The organism is Fundidesulfovibrio putealis DSM 16056, assembly GCF_000429325.1.
Lineage (GTDB): Bacteria > Desulfobacterota > Desulfovibrionia > Desulfovibrionales > Desulfovibrionaceae > Fundidesulfovibrio > Fundidesulfovibrio putealis.
Genome location: NZ_AUBQ01000015.1, coordinates 71269 through 92499, shown reverse-complemented (window position 1 = coordinate 92499; position 21231 = coordinate 71269). Strand labels below are relative to the sequence as shown.

Sequence of the window (21231 nt, the reverse complement as noted above, 5' to 3'; positions counted from 1 at the left end):
AATAGTGCGCAGAGTGCCTGCTTGTTGTTCAAATTGAGGCCTAAAATGTATGTGCACCGAGACTACTGAATCACCCTGTCCAGTATGAAAACTTGCTTCACAGCTCCAGGACCCATGATTTGGTTCACCCTGCTCTTGATATCTTCCTTTAGCGTAGACATCCCCTCAACCACGGAAAGCGTATCACTGCTCTTCGACCACAGCAATGTCAGTATAGCATCCTTAACACGCATTTGATACTTATCTGAAAACTCGTGTGCAACGCTATCATCCTTGAATTCAAACTCAACAGACATGCGTATATAACGCCTGCCGCCAGGGTCAGCCAAGTTCGTCACAATATTATTAATCGAGGTAACAGGTGCTACCTTATCATCCTTCTTATTCCCACTCTTTTTGTCATCCTTTTTTTCTTCCTTCGCTGGTGCAGACTTACCCTCTGCTTTCAAAGAGCCACCCGATTCAACTTCCGAAGGAGTTTGTCCTTCCTCGATAGGATTTGAATTAGGTGCTTTGAAGAACTTCATATAAGCAAAATATCCCCCACCCCCCAATACGGCAATGGACATGATCAATATAATAATGACCAACAGCTTGCCTTTTTTCTTGGGAACGTCCAAATCGCCTGCGTCATTGCCTTTTGCCATGTGACTCCCTCCCTGTTTATCTCGTGATTGCACTTGTTCCAGCAAACGGATAGCTGCAAGGACCTTGCCGACAGCTACGAACAACATTAACTGCTGAAATACAACGTCTTTTTAACGTTCTTTGCGACGAACAACGCGAGAAGATGGATATATAATACCCATGCGCCGACAAAAAACATGTGTAAAAATTATTCACAACATCCCTGTCGCTTGATGAAGCGGTACGCACGGGGGACATACTCCCAGGACACCGAGAGTACCCTGTTCGGGAGACCATCCTTCATTAAAATATGTTAGTGTGACTTCACTTCTTCCAAGCAACTTGTGGATGCGCCGAGAGGAGCCGAAGTGCAACTTTATCGCTCTAGGCTAAACTCTATCCGCTTATCCCTTGGCTGCAACCGAACTACATTGCCCTCCAGCCTGATGGCCTTGCCCCACTTCGATCTGGCAAATTGTAGAGCTGCCTCCTGGGTCGCCTCGTCATGAGCAGTGAACGCCACCTCCTTGCCCATGTCCCGGATCATTCCGCCGTTGGCCAAGTGGATGAACACCGTCCCACTGGCGTCGACCGAACTGGTGAACCCCGTGAAGAGCCTCTTGGCTCGTGGAGCCGCGCGCTCCAGTTCCGCCAGTTCGTGGGCCTTGGCCACGGCAAGAAGACCACGACGGGCTCGACGGCTCACGTCTGTCTTGGCAACCAAGTCAAGCTGCGTTCCGATCCACTTCTCGCGCACCACCTGCCTCCGGTCTATGCCTAAGGCCCCTGGAGCGGCCTCAGGCTCAACCAAGTCCCCTTTGGAGCGCAGGATGGCCAGGGCTGTTTCGTTCCCTTGGGTGGCCTTCCAGCGTAGGAAATCCGTCCAGGAGGCATAGGGTGCATCCTTCCTTGCCTTTTCCTGCTCGACTCTGATCCTCTTCTGAAGCTGGAGCCGTTGCTCCATCTCCTTTAAACGCGCGATCTTGAGGAGGTCATACCGATTCCGTCCGAAAAACTGCCGGTTGATCTTATCCCGCTCCAAATTCCAGGTTGCCCTCAGGGTTTCCAGTTCTTTAACCTGGCGGTTGGCCAGACCCTCCAAAGCCATCTTCCGGGGCTCGATGCCTTGCTGGTACTCCCGATACAAATCACCACGCTCTGGCCCCAGATGCAAGGGCCTGGCCGTGAATCGTTCCCCTTCGGGATAGTGCTCTTTGGTCAGACCCGACCGGGTATATGTCCCGAAGCGCTTCGTCAGTTTGGACAAGGACAGCGACCGGTCCAAGCGACTGGCCTTGATGGCGAGGTCTCCGTTGCGGTCCTTGATGACTAGCCCGTTGCCATGTGGCTTGATCTCCATTCCGCATCCAGCGAAGGCGGCGTGGACCTGCTCCCAATCGGTTGCCTGAGCCAGTGCCTCGAGGAGACGTTCCCTCCGCTCCTTGGCATATCCCTCAAATGATTGCTGGCCGGTATGGGCCTCCACGGTGGCCGCAATATCATTCATCTGCGGAGCCTTCTTCTCGACTCCGCGCCCATTGTCGATGGCTAGGCCGAACCGCTGCTCCAAGTCCCGGCAGACCGAGTCGCGCTTGATGAAGTCTCGGTATGGCTCATGCCGGGTCAGTCGCTCCGGGTGAATCATGTTGTAGGCCACGTGCATGTGGAGGTTGTTCGTATTCTTGTGAACGCCGCAATGGCGCTGGTGCTCGGAAAATCCAAGGGTCTTGGCGAATTCTTCCTCAATGGCCATGAACATCTCCGGCGTCAGCCGGGCCTCGTCCTCCGGTCGGAAGCTCACGATGAGGTGATACGTCTTCTCCTTGGTGGTCCTTTTGTTCATGGCCTGGGTATCCACTGCTTCCTGAATGCCCAGGGCGTAATCGTCTCCGGCCAGGCATCCGGCGCACCAACGCATCAGGGACTTCTCGCCTGAGTGGTCGGCTGCCGCGATGTAGCGGGCCAAGCGCCGGTAGTCGTCATTCTCCGGTTCCTGGAGGACACGTCGGCTGATCATGTTTTACGCCATGGGATTAAATACGAGCGATGGCAGCCTTCAGGTCTCGTTGCCGGGCTTCAACTTCCTTGAGCACTCGCCGCACCTCCGAATGCAACGTCTGGGTCGGGGTATCTTTCTCCGAAAGGCACATCTTGAAGAGGCCACCAAGCCTTCCAAGGTCGGCATTGATTTTGAGCAAGTCGCGCCTGGCGTGTTGCTTCTCCAGGCTTGGCGTCGGCTGCCCGAGGCAAACACGCTTGATGTAGGTGGACCGGGACAGGCCAGACCGCTCGGCGCTGGCGGAGATCAGGGCGTGCTCCTCCGTGTTGACGTAGCACCAGAGCGCTAGCTTCTTGGTCGGCATGATCGATCCTCTCCGGTTAGCGTTGAGCCGAAGGCGAATAAGCATCAGCCCCGCAGGGCAGGCGTGAGGTACTAGTACCTCACCTGTCCTGCCTCCGGCAACTCTGTCAGAGTATGGAATCTCTGTCTGTCAACATAATGCTTTGACACTTTCCGCCGCCTTGTTGACAGTTAAAAACGCTACGTTGACACAACATGCACGACGGTGACAGAAAAATGCGCTATGTTGACAAATCACAAGACAAAATAAAATCGAACTGGCTTTTGATTCTTGACAAGGTCTTGAATTTGAAAGACTGGTCTTCCGCTGGCTACAATCCAGCGGAAGACTTGAAGACGCCAAAAGAGGAAACCGACTTTTTTACTCCAAGTTGACAGAGTTGGTGAACTGCTCTAGGGCTTTGACAGCTGACACCCCTTGGGCTGGGGCGAGGTGGGCATAGCGCATCGTCATTTGCATGGATTTATGGCCGAGAAGTTGGCCAACCACGGCAAGGGGGATGCCTGACTGAACCAGCCAGCTCGCAAAGGTGTGGCGAAGGGTATGAAAAACTACCCGCTGGCGACGATCCTGTGTGTGGGAGTTCAGGCGACAGATTTCGACGGCCTGCCTGAAGGTTCTCCCGGCATACAAAATCTGCTTCCCATGCTCTGTGAAAATAAGTTCCTTGCGGGAAATGTTTCGACTCAGGACTTCCAACGCCTGCTTGTTCAGAGGCACTGTCCGGTTGCTGTTTGATTTCGTATCGAGCACATGCAGAGCGGAATTCTGAGAGTCGAAATGACAGGGGCGAAGCTTGAAAAGCTCCCCTGAACGCAGTCCCGTATGTAGTGCGAGCACGCAGATGTCATGCCAAAGTGATGACTTTAGTGACACACAAAGCAACAACTCGTTTGCCTCTTCTTTTGTCAAAAAACGGATGCGTTTGTTATCGAACCTTGGCATGTCAAACGAAGGAAGCTCACCACTTATCAATTTCCATTGCTTTGCACGTTGAAGTACTCGTCTAAACAGTGACAAGCAGTGACTTATGCTTTGAGGACTTAGTTTCTTGCCGATAAGAGAGGACCTGAACTCTAGTAAGTTCATACTGGTTATGCTCTCAATCTCGCAGTCTGGGTCAAAATGTTTGAGAATATGATTGTTCCATCGCCCTGTCTCTGTCGCGATTGAATGGGTTGATGCAGTTGACAGGACAAGTTTAGCATACAAGGCCCAAGCGCTCGAAATAGAAGCCATACTACACTCCTCATGCTTGTTTCGGGGTGTTTGTATGGACGAAAAAGGGGCATTTAGGGAAGGGTTTATGTTCACGGCCTCTCACGCCGCTAACAGGGGTTCAAATCCCCTTGGGGACGCCACAGAAAATCAGGAGCTTACGAAAGTAGGCTCCTTTTTCTTTGGGCCTGGGTATACGCTGGGTATACTGAAGCCATCTACCAAGCGGTGGCTTCTCTCTCTTTGAAATCCACCACTTTGCATTGGCCCTTGATCATGGCCTCGCCAAGCCATTGCCGGACTGTATTCAGCCCAAGGCTATGCAGTCTCTCTTGCCGTAGGGCTTGAGTAGCTGTGGACAACGACAATACCAGCGAGGGGCATCCTGCCTATGCAGGATGCCCCTCTTATCGTTGATGCGACCGCCCGGCAGCCTCGCCGCTGGTTCCGGCGTCGTCTCTCGTAAGGCGTTGCGGACGCTACACGGCAGTGATGTTAAAGGCCTTGTGAGCCACGATATCACCGTTGGGGGTCGTGTCCGCGAAGCGCGCCGCAAGCACATACTGGTCCGGAACGCCCGGATAGATCAGGCCCGGCACGCTTACGAACCCGAACCGGGTGTAGAATCCGGGGTCCCCCACCAGCACGACGCCGACGGCCCCCATGTCGCGCATTTGCCGCAACGACTCGCGGACCAGACCGGAACCTATGCCCCGCCCCTGGAGGCCAGGCAGGACGCCGACCGGACCGAGCAGGAACCAACCGTCGGAATCGCCTCCCACAACGGCGGGCGAGAGGGCGATATGCCCCACCGCCTCCCCTTCGACTTCCGCCAGCAGGGAGAGCGTCAGGGAACCGGAGGCGCGCAGACTCGCGACTATACGATGCTCCACCGGCTCCGAGCCGGGGGGATGGACCGGGTGCCCTTTGAAGGCGGCGTAGTGTATCTGTGATATGCGTGAAACGTCTTCAGGCCGTTCGTCTCTGATCAGCATTGTGGCACTCCTTGAGCGCAGTGTGGCCCATAGTCGGCGAAGAGACGGGCGCAAGGCCCGCTCATGCGACATATATGGCCGTGATTGCCATGAGAATCGCCAGGGACGCTGTTGTCGGACGAAAGCAGGAAGAGACCGGCCCGGAATGCCGGGCAGGTTTGGTGCGGGAGGACAGTTCGCCCCAAGAAACATGCCTGCCTCAAGAAGGCCAGGCTTCGGGGCGCTTACTGGCCGCGGCTCTCGCCGACAACCAGCCTGACAAGATCCATTGTGTTGGTTCTCAAAAAAACCTCTTGAGAATAGGCCGTGGGATGCAGGCTCGATACAAAACGACCAGGGCGGCGTCAAGGCCGCCCCCTCGTTCACACGGACAACTTCCAGCGGCCCGTGGTGCACAAAAAAGTCCCGGCAGACCTGAGCCTGCCGGGACGTTAGCATCCGAAGGAACGGATCGGGAAGACCTAGGCGGCGGCTCTGCCGTGCCTGCGCTTCAGGAAAAACGCGCCCACCGCGCCAAGACCCATCAGCACCATCGTGCCGGGTTCGGGAGTGGCAGCGACCTGCTGGATGGTGCCGATGGTGAAGTCGTCAAAGCCGAAGAAGTCCGTACCGGCGTTGGTGTTGCCGAAAGTGATGGAGGTGAAGGGGTTCAGCGTGTCGATCAGGCCCCAGAACAGCACGGACCCGCCGGAAATGTTCATGGAGTTGCCGACATTATACAGGTGTGAGCTGCCGTTCAGGGTGGTGGCGGTCACCTGGCCGTTGAAGTCGCCGATGTCGATGCCGTAGAAACCAAAGGCGACAATGGGAGCACTGAAATCAATGGAGAAAACACCGGAGGCTTCATAGTAGTTGCTTCCGGAGATGGGGTAGCGGCCAAAACCGTTGGTGCCGCTGCTCACGGTGGCTATTGAACCCGTACCGTTCAGGGTCGCGGTGACGCCGTTCGAGAACAACACGTTCAGGGGAGCGGAGGCTCCGGTGGAGAAACTTTCAAATTTTTCCGCACCAACCCCGACGAGGTTGCTCAGGAATGCCGCATTTGCAGAGGAAGCATTCGGGTAGGAGTTCAGTCTGGTTCCTTCTCCCAATCCCAAATCTTCACCCATGAAGGTCTGCGTAAGCGCGTGAGAATTCGTGGCGCAGGACAGGATGAACATAAACAGAAAGATAATTGATGAAATTTTCATATAAACCCCTGATTGAATTGGTTAATCATTAACACTGCACCATATCCGGCCACGACGAAACGAACGCACGACTCTGTTCAACCCGAATACATCAATATTCGTACATGCGGCGTATACCATCCGGAGGGGAGCCAGGCCGTGAACATCGAGCAAACCAGCTCGCGCCCCTAAGCACCACAAACCACACAGCAAAATACGGACCAATCACAACCTCAACAATTCAGGATATATACAGAACACCAATCATATGAATGTAAAACATGTCGACACGCTGTTCCCAAGTTCCTTACACTTGCCCAAGCGAACGATCTGTACCGTTTGCCGTCTTGAATTCCACGCCAATCACGTCTGCCATGCCTTCCAAGGCCCATGGCATCTTCCGGATTGCACCGCATTTTTGTGGAAAAAGAGACGGTCCTCGCCTCCGCGTTCAGAACTCTATGAATGCCCACAGCCAGGCCATGCCGAGCCGCAGCGTGTGCGTGGCTTCCCTGCCAGACGGCAAAAAAACAGGGCCTGCGGCAACATGCCGCAGGCCCTTCAGCGACTCCCGGACAAATATCCCGGAAGCCGAAGGCCTGATTGCCTCAGCGGGCCATTCCAGGCAGGCCCGCCCGAATCCTCGCGGAGAAATCCGGAGCGTCCCCTGCGGCGTGCGCCGCAGCATTCACATGACTCCTGGCCCGCAGTTCCTCGAAGGGGAGCGTCTCATCCAGGCCGCCCAGTTCGTACACATACTGCGGAGCATAGCCGGACAGCAGTATCTTCCAGTTGAAGCTTACCTTGCCGCCAAAGGCGCGCACATGGCTCACTATGTTCGTGGTGCAGTTGGTGGTGAGGGTGTTGTAGAATTCCGGCCTGGCATACAGACTGTTGATCTGTTTCACATATTCCATGAACAGCTTGCGGGCGTTCTCCTTCGGGATGCGGGTGCGGTAGAGGTACACGTCCTCGGGCGGATTCCGGTAGTCCGTACGCAGACGGATCAGATCACGCTCCTCTGCGGCCACGTACGTCAGCTCGTATTGCCTGAAGAAGCCCTTGAGCGAGGAGTACTCCTCGCCCACTTCCTTGCGGGTCTCGATGGAAAAGCACAGGAAGTCCCCTCCCTCGAAGCCGAAGCTCATCATCACGTGGGCGATGGCGTCCCCCATCCAGTACACGGCGATGAGGTCCACGGTGTCGAGCCGCGCGAGGTCGTAGGTCTTGTCGTGGTAGCGGGGCTTATAGTCTGTCTCGGTTGCATAGGAGAAGTCCCGGACGTCGTGCATCGTCACCAGGTCGCCATTCACCTCGGCATGTGGCGGCACGGCCACGTCGCGTTGCCAGTCGCGGACGTTGGAGGGGGCGATCCCGGACCACCAGAGCGTAAACAGCAGGAAACAGGCCAGATACCCGGCAAGCACCCTGCCCTTGCGGGGCTGTAGCGCGAAGGCCAACACCGTCGCCAGGGCAATCCCGACCGCCAGGGACGTGCGCAGGGCCGGGCTCTGGATGTCTGACCAGTAGACGGCCAGGGCGGCCCACCCGGTCATCAGGGACACGGCCACCGCCGCCAGGAACCTCAGGACCAGTGCGGCGGCTCGGGTCATTGGGGGTTCCTGTCATCCCTCGAGGCGTGTTCCAGCATGATGCGCCGCACCTCGCGGATGGCCAGGGGATGCTCGTGCGCCCCGTGGCCGGACTTGACGACAAGCTCGGTCTGCGCCCCGTCCAGGTGGGAGCTCCAGTAGGGCACCACCCCGTCCGACCCGCCAGCGACCCCGGCCTTGCTCTCGTTGCCGATGATGGAGTGGAAGGGCACGGCCACCGGCAATCCTGCCGACGCCTTCAGCACCGGATTCTTCGGAGAGAGCCCGTCGATGCCGGTGGGCAGGCCTTCCACGGGGGATTTCTGGCCGAGCGAGGCCAGCGCCTGGAACAAAGCCGAACTCACCTTCGCCATCGTCAGGGGCAGCGTCACCAGGGCCTTGGCGATCCTGCCGATGTTGCCCAGCGCCATCTCCGAGCCCCGGTGCGGCGTGGCGATGAACACGGCCTCCGTAATGTAGGGCAGGGGTTTGAAGAAGAATACCTTGTCCAGCAGCTCCCGTGCGTCCGGGGAGATGGCCACTTCGGAGAACTGCGCCTTGGAGAGGGCGCTCCACAGGCTGTCCCCGCTGTCCTGGACCATGGCCTTGGCCAGCAGCCCCCCCATGCTGTGCCCCACGATGAGCATGTTGTTGAAGGCCGGGTCCGTGCCGTCCGGGTCGAAGGCCTTGCGGGTGTTCTCCAGGCTCTCGCGCAGGAGCGAGGCGGAGTAGTACACCGGGTTTCCGGTGGGGTAGGAGAAGTACCAGAACTGATAGCGTTCGCGTAGCGCCGGATCGCCCATCAGGCCGTTTATCATGGGCAGCCAGGTCATGGGGGAGCTTATGAGGCCGTGCACGAACACCACCGGGATTTTGCCCTTCTGGTAGGGCTGGAGCATGTAGAGCCCCTGGGCGGCCTTCAGGGCGTCCGGGTCCATGAGGCCCTTGATTCCCTGGGGCGCTGGAGAGGTGGCGGCCATCCAGGCCAGGGGCGTGGTGGTGTCGGTTTCCAGGGGCACCGACATGTCGCCCACCTGGACCGTGTTCACCCGCATGGGATCGTAGAGTTCCAGGCGGCTGCGGTAGACCCGGTTCCCGTAGGCGTCCAGCTCTGGTTCGGTTTCGATGCGCAGGAACAGGGTCGCGGCCAGCACCTGGCGCACGCGCGTCAGAAAGCGGTCCTCCGGGCGGTCCCCGCCTGGCTTGTCGGTCTTGCCGGAATTGCGCACCAGAAACAGCGGCGCGCCGATGCCGGGAACGGAGTAGGTCACGTCCAGACCCGAGACAGCGTACTCGAAGGCCAGATGGAACTCGGAGAACTCTTCGGGGCTGAACGGCAGGCCGCTCAACCGCTCCTTGAGCTCCAGCAAGCCCACAGCCAGGGGCAGCTGCCTGCCGGGTTCGAAACGGATGTCCGCCGAGCGGGCGTACAGCAGATACCTGGACAACGAACGGTTGTGGAATTCCGAGGCCAGCCGCGCGTTGGGGCGAAAGGCCCCCTTGGGAGGGATGACCTTGGGGTCGAACAGGAACAGATAGGAATAGACCGCGCAGGCCAGATCGTAGGTTGCGGCCTTCTCCGGCTGGGATTTCAACCGCTTGGCCTGGAGGTGCGAGAGCTCGACCAGGGCGAACAGGGTCCCGAGGCCCGGATCGGCGTGATATTTGGCGTCCAGGCGGCTGATGAGCCCCTCGGGGTCGTTGTTCCACTGCTCCGTCAGGTCGCGCTGTTTCAGGTAGGCCAGGGTGAGTTCGCTGGGCAGGTCTGAGTTGAGGGCTGTCCGGTCCAGGGCCTTGAAGCGCTCGGAAAGCGGGACCGGTTTGACGCTGGTCCCGGCGCAGCCCGAAAGAAGCGCTCCCAGGACGGCCAGGCTCACGAGGCACAGGATGAAGCTTCGGGTTCGGGGGGCAGTCCAGGACACAGCCGGTAGGACGGTCGAATTCATTGTGTGCTCTGGGGAATACGGTTCATCACCCGCAGGGGTACGTCATCCTGATCCGGAATCCGGGAAAACTGGCGGCATGAACCATGCCGCAAAAGCGAATCCTGGCGGTTAGGGGTTCATCCCGCCGCCGTTGCGCAATACCTGCCTCTTGCGGCTCTCGTGGATCAGATGGCGCGCAATAAGCATCCGTCAGGGTTGCTAAAGGGTATTCGACTCCAGGGCAACTGCTTTCAGCCGACGTCAAGCGAGGTTTCCCGCCGCCAGCCCTTTCAGGCGACGCGCACCTGGAGACAGTGGAAAAGATTTCGCGCTGCCGAGGACAAATCCATTGACAGTTTCCCAAAGAAGGCGAACATAGTTAGTGTCAATAATAATACCTGTAGCATGAAGGAGAGAAGTACCGGCTGAACCAACCGAGGAGGATCGGCATATGAAACGGGCGTCCTTGTTCCTGGCAATGCTTGCGGTTTTGGCAGTTCTGGCCGTGACGGCGTGCGGAGGCGGCGGAGGGGAGAAAGTGAACGTGGCGGAGGTCACGTCCAAGCCCAAGGTCTATGTCGGTTCCGATCGATGCAAATCCTGCCATCTCGAACACTTCGACTCCTGGATGATGACCCTGCACAGCCGGATGCTTGGCGACGCGCGAAAAGACAAGGACGTCATCATCGCCGACCTCAATCCCGACGTGATCCGGGCCGATCTGGCCAAGCTTCAGAATCTCAAGGTCAAGCCCGAGGACTTCTACATCCCCAAACCCGAGGAAGTGCTCTACACCATCGGCAGCCAGTGGAAGCAGCGCTACGTCGTCGAGAAGAACGGCATGCTGGTGATAGCCCCCATCCAGTACAACTCCGACACCGGGCGCTGGGTGAACTACAACGAGGCCACCTGGGACAAGAGTTCCTGGATACTCAAGTGCGGCGGCTGCCACGCCACCGGCGTGGACCTGGCGAAAAACACCTTCGAGCCGAGCGTGGGCTGTGAAGCCTGCCACGGCCCGGGTTCCTGGCACACGGCCCTGCCCAAGGCCCAGGTGTTCGACAAGCGCGCCACCATCGTCAACCCGGCCAAGCTGACCAGCGGCGTGGCCGCCCAGATATGCGGCTCCTGCCACAACCGGGGCAAGGCCACAAAGAACGACAAGGCCGAATGGCCTGTGGGCTACCTGCCCGGCAAGGCCCTGGAAACCTACTTCAAGTCCACGTCCTTCGCGGGCGGGGACGCCCAGCACCTCTACGGCAACGAGTTCTCCAAGGCGCACCACCAGCAGTACATCGACTGGAAGCAGTCCAAGCACTTCGCGGAAGGCGTCATGTGCACCTCCTGCCACTACGTGCATGAGCTGGGCATCGGCAAGACCCGCTTCCAGACCCGCGAATCCGGCTCCAAGCAGTGCCTCTCCTGCCATACCCGCACCAACTCCAACCAGGCGCACGCCATCCACTCCTTCGGCAACTGCCTGGGCTGCCACATGCCGCGCGTGGTCACCAGCGCCGAATCGGGCGACCTGCACAGCCACGTGTTCAAGACGCTCTTGCCCAAGGAAACCCTCAAGGACCCCAAGATCCCCAACTCCTGCGTGAAATGCCATCACCACGCCAAGGACGATCTGGCCACGCTCCAGCAGAAGTACGACGCACTGGCCCAGCTGCCCAGGCCGCAGGGCAAGGTCATCGACAGCGTGGACATGATCAAGGCGGGAAACTAGCGCCCGGATGACGGTCCGTCCGCCGGGCATTCCAGGCGGACGGGCCTCAACGAGTGGAGGGCATCATGAGGTTCAAAGCCATAGCCCTGCTTGTTCTGGGTATCGCGCTGGCCGCGCCGCCCTGGGCGTGGAGCCAGGGTGAGTATTCGTCGCGCCGCACCGGCTACCAGGCCTACGAGGCCAGCAGCGGCCAGTACGACGACACCGAGGTCCTGCCCAGGCAGAGGCAGAGCGAGTTCCAACGTCTGGGACCGGGAACCGTCCAGGGGTCTGCCTCGCAAAGCCGGGCGCGCAACCGGATGTTCCTGGCCGATTCCCACGCGGGCATCCCCTACTATCGCTTCAAGAAGTGCGAGGACTGCCACGCCGGGGCCGCGCGCAATAGCCACGCAGAGCACGCGGGCATCACCTGCCGTCAGTGCCACGGCCCGGAGCCCGTGGCCAGCGTCAATCACTTCTTCTCCAGGCTGAACCCCGCGCGCAAACACGCCTACGTCTGCGCCAAATGCCACGAGGGGGCCGGTGCGTCCTTCGCCACGTTCGTGGTGCACCAGCCCGCGCCGCTCTCGGAAGAAGCCGCCAAGGAGTTCAAGGCGCTGTCCTGGGTGTCCTGGGGCATGAGCGCGCTGCTGCTCGGCGTTTTCCTTCTGTTCGTGCCGCACACGCTGCTGTGGCTTCTGCGGGAATACCGGGAGCGCAGCCGCAAGGGGGACCGGCCATGAACATCCGACGCTTCACGCTGACCCAGAGGATCTTTCACGCCCTGATGGCCTTCTGCTTCATGGCGCAGTCGATCACGGGACTTGCCAGACTCTACGCCGAAAACGCCTGGGGAGAGCGGCTGGCCGCCCTCTTCGGGGGACAGGGCGGGGTGCTGGCCGCGCACAAGGCCGGAGGCATCTTCATGGTGGCGCTCCTCCTGGCCCATGTGCTCCACGTGCTTGCCACCTCGCCGCGCGGGCTCATTCCGGGGCCGGATTCCATGATGCCCCGCATCCGGGACGTTTCGGACTTCTTCAGGCACGTCGGGTGGATGCTGGGCATGAACAAACACCCCAGCCTGGACCGCTTCGCCTATTGGGAGAAGTTCGACTACTGGGCGGTGTTCTGGGGCGTGGCCATCATCGGCGGCAGCGGCCTGCTGCTGGTGGACCCGGTGACCTCGGCGCGCTTCGTACCGGGCTGGTGGCTGAACATCGCCCTGGCCCTGCACCACGACGAAGCCTTCCTGGCCATGGGCTATATCTTCCTGATCCACTTCACGGTGGCGCACCTGCGTCGCTCGCGCTTCCCCATGGACATGGCCATGGTGGACGGCTGCATCCCCATGGAAGAGGTCCGGCTTGAGCGCGGCGACTGGGGAGCGAGGCTCGAAGCCCCGGCAGACGCGGGTGCATGCGTGGCGCGCATGACCCCGGCAGGACGCAGCCTCGCGCTGATCGCGGGATGGGTCGTGGTGCTGTGCGGCTGGCTGCTGGCTTTCTGGGCGCTCAGGGAAATAATCCGGCACGGTCTCTGATGTGGCACAGGCCGCACGTTCGGAGTGCGGCCTGTCACCGCTCCGGAAAGCTGATGCGCTGATGGACTCAGGTCATTGTCTTCAGGTCCGCGCCACGACCGTCACACGCCCGGACAACGCAATCGTTTTCCGCATCTCCCCGCCACGAAGCATCCCGGCACCGCAACATCCTGTATTTCCGACAGCATCCAAGACTCACATTGCCACTTTTACGGTTCCGATATAGGATTAATACGCTATGGTATTGTGTCTAACCCCAGTGCCGGAGCCTACATGAGCGAACCTCTCTCCAGGGAATGCCGGGACCTGTATGGACTGATTCTCTCTGCCAAACGCGATCAGGCGGTGGCCATGCTTCTGGGTGAAGTGGAGCGCTCGGGCTTCACCTGCATGTTCACCAGCCTGCTGGAGCCGGTCCTTGCCGAGATCGGCGAGAACTGGATGGCGGAGCGCATCTCCCTGGCGCAGGGCTACGTGGCGGGCAAGGTGGCGGAGGAAGTGCTGCTGGCTGCCGCCGAGCGGGGGGAGCTGACGCCCGCCGCAAAGAAAGGTCCCGTGGTGCTGTGCTGCATCGAGGACGACTACCACGCCCTGGGGCGCAAGCTGGTCGGCATTTTCCTGCGCGCCTCGGGCTGGGACGTGATTGACCTTGGCAACGACGTCTGCGCGCCGGAACTGGTGGACAAGGCCGTGGCCACCGGGGCCAGGGTCGTGGGCGCCTCGGCCATGATGCTCTCCACTGCCGTGAACATACGCTCGGTGCGCGAGGAACTTGACCGCAGAGGTCTTTCGGGCCGCATCCAGCTGGCCGTGGGCGGGGCGGTGTTCAGGCTGCGCCCCGAACTGGTCGAGGAGGTCGGCGGGGACGGCACCGCGGCAAGCGCGCTCCAGGCGTCGTCCCTGTTCGAGAGGCTCCTTGCGCGCTCGCTCTCCCTCTTTCCGGAGCAACCGGCATGACTTCCGCCCAGCGCGTCATGGCGGCCATAACGGGCGACAAGGCCGACCGCCGGGCCTTCACCCTCACCCTGAGCCTTTACGGGGCTGCGCTCACCGGCTGCCCCCTTCCCTCCTACCACGCCGACCCCTCGAAATACCTCGAAGGCCAGCTGGCCGTGCGTGACGCGGTGGAACCGGACATCCTGTTCAGCCCCTTCGTGCTGCCCCTGGAAGGCCGGGCCTTCGGCTGCACCCTGGCCGACCAGCAGGCCGGACCGCCCAACGTCAGGAGGCCCGCGTTCAGGAGCGCCGCAGAACTGCTGGCTCATCCCCTGCCCCGCGTGGACGCCGATCCGGGCCTGGCCTATCTGGTGGAATCCGTACGGCAAATGGTCCAGTCGCTGGACGGCGAGACCCCGGTGGCGGGCATCCTCACCGCGCCAACCGACCTGGCGGCCATGCTCCTGGGCCTGGAACCCTGGCTGGAGGCCCTGCTCTTCGACCCCGACACGGCCCGGCGCGTGCTGGAGGCCACGGGCGCGCACTTCAGGGCCATGAGCGCCGCCATGATGGAGGCCGGTGCGGCCTGCATCGTAACGCCTATCATGTGCTGCAACCCGCGCATCATAAACCCCGAGATCGCCCGGACCACGGTGCTCCCCGCCCTGCGCGAAGCCTTCGCGGCAGCGCCCGGCCCAGTGGTGTTCCACCACGGCGGCAATCCCCTGTCGCAGTACCTGGGCCTCTTCAAGGACGTCCCCAACGTCCTGGGATTCGTGCTGGACGAGCGCGACAGCTTCATCGAGGCCAGGCAGGCACTGGGACCTGGACACCTGCTGATGGGCGGGATCAGCGGACCGCACATGTCCGCCCGAAAGCCCGGAGACATCCGCCGCCGCGTGGAACACCTCCTGGACGACCGCCGCGACGATGCCCGCTTCATCCTGGCCTCCAGCCACGCAGACGTCCCCCTGGACACGCCGCTTGAGAACCTCCTGGCCGTGCGCGACGCCGTCAGGGAGCACGGATAAGGCTCCCATGACGCAATCATCCGGGGCAACCTTCATCACCTGCGGAATTTTCCGCAACGAGCTGGCCGCGCTGGGGTATTCCTCCCGCCATGGCCGCAGGCTGGTCCGCCTGGACTCCATGCTGCACATGCGCCCCGCCCTTCTGGACTCCATGCTGGCCAAGGCGCTGCATGAACCCCGGAAGGGGCGTTTCCTGCTGATCTACGGCGACTGCTGCCCGCACATGGACCAGTTCGCGCGCATGGACGGCGTCCGCAGGGTCGCGGGCGTGAACTGCTGCGAGATCGTCCTCGGGCATGACCGCTACCGGGAGTTGCGGCGCGCGGGAGTCTTCTTCTTCATGCCCGAGTGGACCCGGCGCTGGGAGCGGGTCTTCAAGACCGAACTGGGCTTCACCACCCGGGAGACTGCGCGGGAGTTCATGCGCGAGATGCACTCCCGGATCATCTATCTGGACACGGGCGTGGAGGAGGTCCCACGGGACACGCTGGCTGACATCGAGGCGTATCTGGGCATGCCGGTGGAGGTGTGCCCCGTCGGGCTCGGCCAGCTCGAAGCGGCGCTACGGGACGGGCTGCGAAGCCTGGACGCAGCCGGGGACGCATAGAATGCCGCAGGAGCAGATCGCCTTCTCCGAACTGTTCGCCGACCTGGTGATCGACATCCTGGCCCTGGCGGGTAGCCCCGGCGAGTGCGGTGAATACATCGCCACGCAGGTTCGCAGCCTCATCGGCGTGCGGACCGTGCTCATCCTGCAATGCGACCGGCAGCTGGATGACGACGTCCATCGCGTGGTGGCCGTCGTGCCTGAGCGGCGGAGGTCCCTGGGAGAAACACCGGAGCTGAACCTCCTCGCGAACCTGAGCCACCACATGGACAAGGCCACCGTCATCGGGCCGCAGAGCCTGCCCGGCTCGGGCTGGGAACAGCTGCAGGCGCTGGGCATCGGCGAATCGGTCGTCATCCCGCTGTGCTATTCGGGGAACCGGGCCGGGGTGATGCTGCTGCTTGATCTCATGGACAAACGGGGGACCGGGACGATCCTGCGCACACTGGACAAGCTGGCCCCGGTGCTGGCGCTCATCCTGCGCAACGCGTCGCTGTATTCAGGCCTTGAGGTGCAGGTGAGCCAGCGGACCATGGAACTCTCCAGGGCCAACGCGGCCCTCAAGGAGAGCGAAGAGCGCTACGCCCTGGCTCTGCGCGGAACCAACGACGGCATCTGGGATTGGAACCTGCGCACGGGAGAGGTGTATTTCTCGCCCCGCTGGAAGGAAATCATCGGATACGGCCCGGACGAGATCCCCAACGAACTCGACCAGTGGCGGACCCGCCTCCATCCGGACGACGCGGACCAGGCCATTCACGCGAGCCAGCGCTGCATAAGCGGCGAAGTCCCTTCGTTCGAGGTGGAATTCCGGCTACGCCACAAGGACGGCAGCTATCGCTGGATTCTGGGACGGGGAGCATCGCTTAAGAACGAACAGGGAGAGGTGGTGCGCATGGCGGGAGCTCACACCGACATCACCGAGCGCAGGCGCATGATGGACGTGATGCTCCAGACGGAGAAGATGATGAGCGTGGGAGGGCTGGCTGCGGGCATGGCCCACGAGATCAACAATCCCCTGAGCGGCATCCTGCAGAACGTCCAGGTGATGGCGCGTCGACTCACCATGGACACTCCCGCCAACATCCAGGCCGCAAACGAGGCCGGGTGCTCCCTGGAAGCGATCAGGCACTTCATGGAAAAGCGCGACATCCTGGCGTCACTGGACGCCATCCGCGAGACGGGGTGCAGGGCGGCGCGCATCGTGTCCAGCATGCTCGAGTTCAGCCGCGCCAGCACCGGCAACGCCAGCTGCGCGGACCTGGGCCAGCTGCTGGACAAATCCACTGAGCTCTGCGCCACGGACTACGACCTGAAAAAGAAGTACGACTTCCGCAACATCCGCGTCGTCAGGGAATACGACAGCCACCTGCCGCCCGTGCCCTGCTCGGACACCCAGATCCAGCAGGTGTTCATGAACCTGCTGGCCAACGCCGCCCAGGCCATGGCCGACACGCCCGCCCCGACCATCACGTTGCGCACCGCCCTGGAGACCGACCACGTGCGCGTGGAGATCGAGGACAACGGGCCGGGCATGCCGCCGGAAGTGCGCAAGCGCGCCTTCGAACCGTTCTTCACCACCAAGCCCGTAGGTGAAGGCACGGGGCTTGGCCTCTCGGTCTCCTACTTCATCATCGTCAACAACCATCACGGGGACATCGCGGCGCAGCCCGTTCCCGGCGGCGGAACCCGCATGGTCATACGCCTGCCGCTTTCCCAGGCGTACCCCAAGCACGGCGGCGGGGACACAGCTCCCTGCCCGTGACGCGCTCCTGGAAAACTTGGGAATGTCCCCAGGAACAGCGGCCCCGCTTTCGAGCTTCGACCTTGAGCGCCACGGTGCAATTGCGCCAGTGACCCCGCAGCAGGCCCGGCCCGAGACCCCTCAGTCCGGAGTCCGGGAGCCTGGAGCCTGCCCTGTCCTGACAGACAGGCTGCCCAGGCGCTCCCGCACCAGCAGCAGCACCTTGTGGGCCAGGCGGACGTCCGCTTCCGGGATGCCCTGCATGATCTCGCGCTCGATGTCCACGGCCGTGCGCACCAGCTCTTCCAGGTACGGTTCGGCCTTCTGGGTCAGGTGCACGTGCTTCATGCGGCGGTCGCCCGGCACGGGCTCGCGCCTGACCCAGCCCGAGGCCTCCAACCTGTCCAGCAGACGGACCAGGGTCGGCCCCTCCACGAAGATGGCTTCGGCCAGCTCGCGCTGGGTCAGGGGCTTCTGGTTGCAGGCCAGGGCTCCGATCACGCTCAGCGTGGCCTTGGAGAGCCCCAGCGGCTTGAAGCGCTCGTCGATGCGCGCCCTAAAGGCCTTGGCCACCTCATGCGCGGTGAGGGCGAAACCTTCCGCCCCCTCCCGTGGCAGCCTGTGGAGTGGTTCCTTGCTCATTACTCGTCGGTTTTCGGCTTACGGCTCAGATACTGTCCAGCCCCGATGATGAGTTTGAAGAACACGGGAATGAAGAACGGCGCAAGCACCGTCGCCCCGAGCATGCCGCCGATGACGCCCGTTCCGATGGCGTGCCTGCTGTTGGCGCCCGCGCCGGTGCTGATGGCCAGCGGCACGCAGCCCAGCACGAAGGCCAGGGAGGTCATGATGATGGGCCTGAAGCGAAGGCGCGCCGCCTCCACCGAGGCTTCGAACAGGGAGAGCCCCTGCCTGTGCCGGATGACCGCGAACTCCACGATCAGGATGGCGTTCTTGGCCGCAAGACCGATGAGCGTCACCAGCGCCACCTGGAAGTAGATGTCGTTGGAGAGCCCCCTGCCCCAGGTGGCCAGGATGGCCCCGAACACCGCGAACGGCACTGCCAGCACCACCGCGAACGGCAGCGACCACTTCTCATACTGGGCGGCCAGGATCAGGAACACCATGATGATGCCCAGCAGGAACACCAGGGTCGAGGACCCTCCGGCGGCCTTCTCCTGGTAGGACGAGCCCGACCAGGCCAGGCCGAACTCCTGGGGCAGCACCTCGGCGGCCACGGCTTCCATGGCGGCCATGGCCTGACCGGAGCTGTAGCCCGGGGCGGGCGCGCCCATGAGCTTGGCGGCAGGGAACACGTTGAAGCGCTCCATGACCTCGGGCCCGCTGGACTGGGTGACGGTCACCAGGGCGGGCAGCGGGATCATCTCGCCCTTCTTGGTGCGCACGAACACGTCGCGCAGGGCCTCGGGGCGGTCGCGGAACTCGGCCTCGGACTGGAGCGTCACCCGGAAGGTGCGTCCATATTTGTTGAAGTCGTTCACGTAGTAGGCGCCGAAGGTGGCCTGCATCACCTCGAACACGCTGGAGACGCTCACGCCGTGGGCCAGGGCCTTGTCGCGGTCCAGCTCCACGTGCAGCTGGGGGACGTCCGCGCCGAAGGTGGTGGACACGCGGCCAAGCTCGGGTCGAGTGGCCGCAGCCGCGATGACCTTGGCCACCATGGCGGCCAGGGCCTTGCTGTCGCCCTCGCCCCGGTTCTGGATGTAGGCCTCGAATCCGCCGGTGGTGCTCATGCCGCTGATGGGCGGCGGGTTGAAGGCCAGGATCAGCCCGGCGGGCTGGGACATGCCGAACCCGAAGACGCGCTTCACCAGATCAAAGGAGCTTAAGCCCGGAGCCTTGCGCTCGTCCCAGGGCTTGAGCGTTATGAAGGACGTGCCGTAGTTGGAGCGGTTGGCGCCGGTCAGGGCGTCGTAGCCCGCGAAGGTGGCCGCGTCCTGCACGGCGGGGTCCTTCAGGGTCATGGAGTCCAGGGTGTCGGTAAGCTCCCGGCTTCTCTTGAGGGACGAGCCATCGGGCAGGATGGTGGCTGCGATGATGAACCCCTGGTCCTCGTCGGGCAGCATGGACCCGGGCACCAGCTTGAACAGGCCGAACGTGGCCGCGCACAGGACGGCGAACAGCCCCAGCGCGATGAGCGGCTTTTCCAGCAGGAAGCGCACGCCGCCCACGTAGGTGTTGGTCACCTTGGTGAAGCCGGTGTTGAACATCTTGAAGAAGCCGCGCGGCTCTTCATGCAGGTCGGGCAGCAGGATGGCGCACAGGGACGGCGTCAGCGTCAGGGCCACGATGCCCGAGATGACCACGGACACCGCGATGGTGATGGCGAACTGCTTGTACATCTCGCCGGTCAGGCCGCCCATGAAGGCGACGGGCACGAACACCGCGCACAGCACCAGCACGATGGCAATGATAGGTCCTGTGACCTCCTCCATGGCCTTGGCCGTGGCCTGCTTGGCGCTCATGCCCTCGGAGCGCATTATTCGCTCCACGTTCTCCAGCACCACGATGGCGTCGTCCACCACGATGCCGATGGCCAGCACCATGCCGAAAAGCGTCAGGGTGTTGATGGAGAATCCCAGGGCGTACATGCCCGCGAAAGTGCCTATGATGGACACCGGCACGGCCATGAACGGGATGAGCGTCGCCCGGAAGTTCTGCAGGAACAGGTACACCACCAGGAACACCAGGAGCATGGCCTCGCCAAGGGTCTTGACCACCTCGTTGATGGACACGCGCACGAATTTGGTGGTGTCGTAGGGGATGTTGTAGGTGATGCCCGCCGGGAAGCGCTTGGAGAGCTCCTCCAGCTTGGCGTGCACCAGGTCGGCGGTGGCCAGGGCGTTGGCGCCGGGCGCCAGGAACACGCCCATGGGCACGGTGGGCTGGCCGCCGCGCTTGCCGGAGAAGTTGTAGTCGCGCGCGCCAAGCTCCACACGGGCCACGTCTTTCAGGCGAAGGGACGAGCCGTCCGGGTCGGAGCGCAGGATGATGTTTTCAAACTCCTCGGCGGAAACGAGCCGACCCTTGGTGGTGACCATGAAGTTCATGTCCACCCGCGCGGCCGTGGGTTCCTGGCCGATGCGCCCGGCAGCGTACTGGGCGTTCTGCTCGCGGATGGCTGCCGCCACGTCGCCGGGGGTGAGCTTCAGCTGCGCCAGCTTGTCCGGGCGCAGCCACACGCGCATGGAGTAGTCCTGGTTGCCGAAGATCACCGCGTCGCCCACGCCCGGCAGGCGGCGCAGCTCGTCCAGCACGTTCACCAGGGCGTAGTTGCTGATGAACACCGTGTCGTAGCGCCCGTCGCGCGAGTCCATGGTCAGGACCTGCAGGAAGTTCGAGGACTTCTTGCTGACCGTAACGCCCTGGCGGCGCACTTCCTCGGGCAGCGACGTCAGGCCGGACTGCACGCGGTTGTTCACGTTGATGGTGGCCTGGTCCGGGTCGGTGCCCACGGAGAAGACCACGGAGATGGAGATGGAGCCGTCGCCCGCGCTGGTGGAGCGCATGTACAGCATGCGGTCCACGCCGTTGATCTGCTGCTCCAGGGGCGCGGCCACGGTCTGGGCGATAACCTCGGGGCTTGCGCCCGGATAGGAGGCCCGCACCTGCACTTCGGGCGGGATGATGTCGGGGTACTGCGAAATCGGCAGCACGTTCATGGCCACAAGTCCGGCCATGAGGATCACCAGGGAGAGAACCGTGGAGAAAATGGGACGGTTCAGGAAAAAGCGTGCCAGCATGATGAGTTCCGC

At 61.9% G+C, this 21231-nt stretch carries 18 protein-coding genes; 8 read left to right on the top strand and 10 right to left on the bottom strand.

Annotated features, from left to right (window positions below):
* Positions 1–62 precede the first annotated feature (62 nt).
* The 3 genes from G453_RS0112910 to G453_RS0112900 all read right to left on the bottom strand — a co-directional run bounded on the left by G453_RS0112910 (position 63) and on the right by G453_RS0112900 (position 2990).
* On the bottom strand, positions 63–647 hold the full coding sequence (locus G453_RS0112910; RefSeq protein ID WP_027191410.1) for a flagellar basal body-associated FliL family protein: 585 nt from the start codon (positions 645–647) through the stop codon (positions 63–65).
* 356 nt (positions 648–1003) lie between these two features.
* The gene (gene traI, locus G453_RS0112905) at positions 1004–2644 is read right to left on the bottom strand and encodes a TraI/MobA(P) family conjugative relaxase (protein ID WP_027191409.1); all 1641 of its coding nucleotides are present in this window, start codon (positions 2642–2644) and stop codon (positions 1004–1006) included.
* A 16-nt stretch (positions 2645–2660) separates the two neighbouring features.
* Positions 2661–2990 carry a plasmid mobilization protein gene (locus G453_RS0112900; protein ID WP_027191408.1) on the bottom strand — a complete coding sequence of 110 codons (330 nt, stop codon included), beginning with the start codon at positions 2988–2990 and terminating at the stop codon, positions 2661–2663.
* A 194-nt stretch (positions 2991–3184) separates the two neighbouring features.
* Between G453_RS0112900 and G453_RS27960 the strand changes: the two genes are divergently transcribed.
* Positions 3185–3364 carry a hypothetical protein gene (locus tag G453_RS27960; protein ID WP_156920908.1) on the top strand — a complete coding sequence of 60 codons (180 nt, stop codon included), beginning with the start codon at positions 3185–3187 and terminating at the stop codon, positions 3362–3364.
* Here the strand turns inward: G453_RS27960 and G453_RS23910 are convergent.
* The 5 genes from G453_RS23910 to G453_RS0112875 form a co-directional block, all read right to left on the bottom strand.
* On the bottom strand, positions 3351–4229 hold the full coding sequence (locus G453_RS23910) for a tyrosine-type recombinase/integrase (RefSeq protein ID WP_084502305.1): 879 nt from the start codon (positions 4227–4229) through the stop codon (positions 3351–3353). The genes G453_RS27960 and G453_RS23910 overlap by 14 nt on opposite strands.
* Before the next feature lie 458 nt (positions 4230–4687).
* On the bottom strand, positions 4688–5203 hold the full coding sequence (locus G453_RS0112890) for a GNAT family N-acetyltransferase (RefSeq protein ID WP_027191407.1): 516 nt from the start codon (positions 5201–5203) through the stop codon (positions 4688–4690).
* A 461-nt stretch (positions 5204–5664) separates the two neighbouring features.
* Positions 5665–6393 (bottom strand): PEP-CTERM sorting domain-containing protein, encoded by a 729-nt coding sequence (locus tag G453_RS0112885; protein WP_027191406.1) that lies wholly within the window; start codon positions 6391–6393, stop codon positions 5665–5667.
* Between the two features lie 587 nt (positions 6394–6980).
* On the bottom strand, positions 6981–7985 hold the full coding sequence (locus tag G453_RS0112880; RefSeq protein WP_027191405.1) for an Lnb N-terminal periplasmic domain-containing protein: 1005 nt from the start codon (positions 7983–7985) through the stop codon (positions 6981–6983).
* Entirely contained in the window at positions 7982–9910 is a 1929-nt protein-coding gene (locus tag G453_RS0112875) for an esterase/lipase family protein (protein ID WP_051272392.1), read from the bottom strand. The genes G453_RS0112880 and G453_RS0112875 overlap by 4 nt, the downstream gene beginning before the upstream one ends.
* Positions 9911–10340: 430 nt before the next feature.
* Between G453_RS0112875 and G453_RS0112870 the strand changes: the two genes are divergently transcribed.
* The 7 genes from G453_RS0112870 (at position 10341) to G453_RS23895 (ending at position 17476) form a co-directional block, all read left to right on the top strand.
* On the top strand, positions 10341–11618 hold the full coding sequence (locus tag G453_RS0112870) for an ammonia-forming cytochrome c nitrite reductase subunit c552 (protein ID WP_027191403.1): 1278 nt from the start codon (positions 10341–10343) through the stop codon (positions 11616–11618).
* A gap of 65 nt (positions 11619–11683) precedes the next feature.
* On the top strand, positions 11684–12340 hold the full coding sequence (locus tag G453_RS28435; protein ID WP_043645697.1) for a cytochrome c3 family protein: 657 nt from the start codon (positions 11684–11686) through the stop codon (positions 12338–12340).
* Entirely contained in the window at positions 12337–13137 is an 801-nt protein-coding gene (locus tag G453_RS23905; RefSeq protein WP_051272391.1) for a formate dehydrogenase subunit gamma, read from the top strand. Before G453_RS28435 ends, G453_RS23905 begins: the two co-directional genes overlap by 4 nt.
* Before the next feature lie 273 nt (positions 13138–13410).
* A complete protein-coding gene (locus G453_RS0112855; RefSeq protein WP_027191401.1) occupies positions 13411–14094 on the top strand; it encodes a cobalamin B12-binding domain-containing protein in 684 nt (227 codons plus the stop codon).
* On the top strand, positions 14091–15104 hold the full coding sequence (locus G453_RS0112850) for a uroporphyrinogen decarboxylase family protein (protein ID WP_027191400.1): 1014 nt from the start codon (positions 14091–14093) through the stop codon (positions 15102–15104). Before G453_RS0112855 ends, G453_RS0112850 begins: the two co-directional genes overlap by 4 nt.
* Before the next feature lie 7 nt (positions 15105–15111).
* Complete coding sequence (locus G453_RS23900; protein WP_051272390.1) at positions 15112–15711, top strand: DUF1638 domain-containing protein; 600 nt, start codon at positions 15112–15114, stop codon at positions 15709–15711.
* Position 15712: 1 nt separating this feature from the next.
* Complete coding sequence (locus tag G453_RS23895) at positions 15713–17476, top strand: two-component system sensor histidine kinase NtrB (RefSeq protein ID WP_051272389.1); 1764 nt, start codon at positions 15713–15715, stop codon at positions 17474–17476.
* 120 nt (positions 17477–17596) lie between these two features.
* Here the strand turns inward: G453_RS23895 and G453_RS23890 are convergent, their stop codons facing one another.
* Together G453_RS23890 and G453_RS0112830 are read right to left on the bottom strand one after the other, a co-directional pair.
* Positions 17597–18097, bottom strand: coding sequence for a MarR family winged helix-turn-helix transcriptional regulator (locus tag G453_RS23890; protein ID WP_043645694.1), 501 nt, complete (start codon positions 18095–18097; stop codon positions 17597–17599).
* Complete coding sequence (locus tag G453_RS0112830) at positions 18097–21219, bottom strand: efflux RND transporter permease subunit (RefSeq protein WP_027191399.1); 3123 nt, start codon at positions 21217–21219, stop codon at positions 18097–18099. Before G453_RS0112830 ends, G453_RS23890 begins: the two co-directional genes overlap by 1 nt.
* Between the last annotated feature and the right edge of the window lie 12 nt (positions 21220–21231).

Coding starts and splice junctions, on each gene's coding strand:
- G453_RS0112910 (WP_027191410.1), bottom strand. CDS start 647: ATGGCAAAAGGCAATGACGCAGGCGATTTGGACGTTCCCAAGAAAAAA.
- traI (WP_027191409.1), bottom strand. CDS start 2,644: ATGATCAGCCGACGTGTCCTCCAGGAACCGGAGAATGACGACTACCGG.
- G453_RS0112900 (WP_027191408.1), bottom strand. CDS start 2,990: ATGCCGACCAAGAAGCTAGCGCTCTGGTGCTACGTCAACACGGAGGAG.
- G453_RS27960 (WP_156920908.1), top strand. CDS start 3,185: ATGCACGACGGTGACAGAAAAATGCGCTATGTTGACAAATCACAAGAC.
- G453_RS23910 (WP_084502305.1), bottom strand. CDS start 4,229: ATGGCTTCTATTTCGAGCGCTTGGGCCTTGTATGCTAAACTTGTCCTG.
- G453_RS0112890 (WP_027191407.1), bottom strand. CDS start 5,203: ATGCTGATCAGAGACGAACGGCCTGAAGACGTTTCACGCATATCACAG.
- G453_RS0112885 (WP_027191406.1), bottom strand. CDS start 6,393: ATGAAAATTTCATCAATTATCTTTCTGTTTATGTTCATCCTGTCCTGC.
- G453_RS0112880 (WP_027191405.1), bottom strand. CDS start 7,985: ATGACCCGAGCCGCCGCACTGGTCCTGAGGTTCCTGGCGGCGGTGGCC.
- G453_RS0112875 (WP_051272392.1), bottom strand. CDS start 9,910: ATGAATTCGACCGTCCTACCGGCTGTGTCCTGGACTGCCCCCCGAACC.
- G453_RS0112870 (WP_027191403.1), top strand. CDS start 10,341: ATGAAACGGGCGTCCTTGTTCCTGGCAATGCTTGCGGTTTTGGCAGTT.
- G453_RS28435 (WP_043645697.1), top strand. CDS start 11,684: ATGAGGTTCAAAGCCATAGCCCTGCTTGTTCTGGGTATCGCGCTGGCC.
- G453_RS23905 (WP_051272391.1), top strand. CDS start 12,337: ATGAACATCCGACGCTTCACGCTGACCCAGAGGATCTTTCACGCCCTG.
- G453_RS0112855 (WP_027191401.1), top strand. CDS start 13,411: ATGAGCGAACCTCTCTCCAGGGAATGCCGGGACCTGTATGGACTGATT.
- G453_RS0112850 (WP_027191400.1), top strand. CDS start 14,091: ATGACTTCCGCCCAGCGCGTCATGGCGGCCATAACGGGCGACAAGGCC.
- G453_RS23900 (WP_051272390.1), top strand. CDS start 15,112: ATGACGCAATCATCCGGGGCAACCTTCATCACCTGCGGAATTTTCCGC.
- G453_RS23895 (WP_051272389.1), top strand. CDS start 15,713: ATGCCGCAGGAGCAGATCGCCTTCTCCGAACTGTTCGCCGACCTGGTG.
- G453_RS23890 (WP_043645694.1), bottom strand. CDS start 18,097: ATGAGCAAGGAACCACTCCACAGGCTGCCACGGGAGGGGGCGGAAGGT.
- G453_RS0112830 (WP_027191399.1), bottom strand. CDS start 21,219: ATGCTGGCACGCTTTTTCCTGAACCGTCCCATTTTCTCCACGGTTCTC.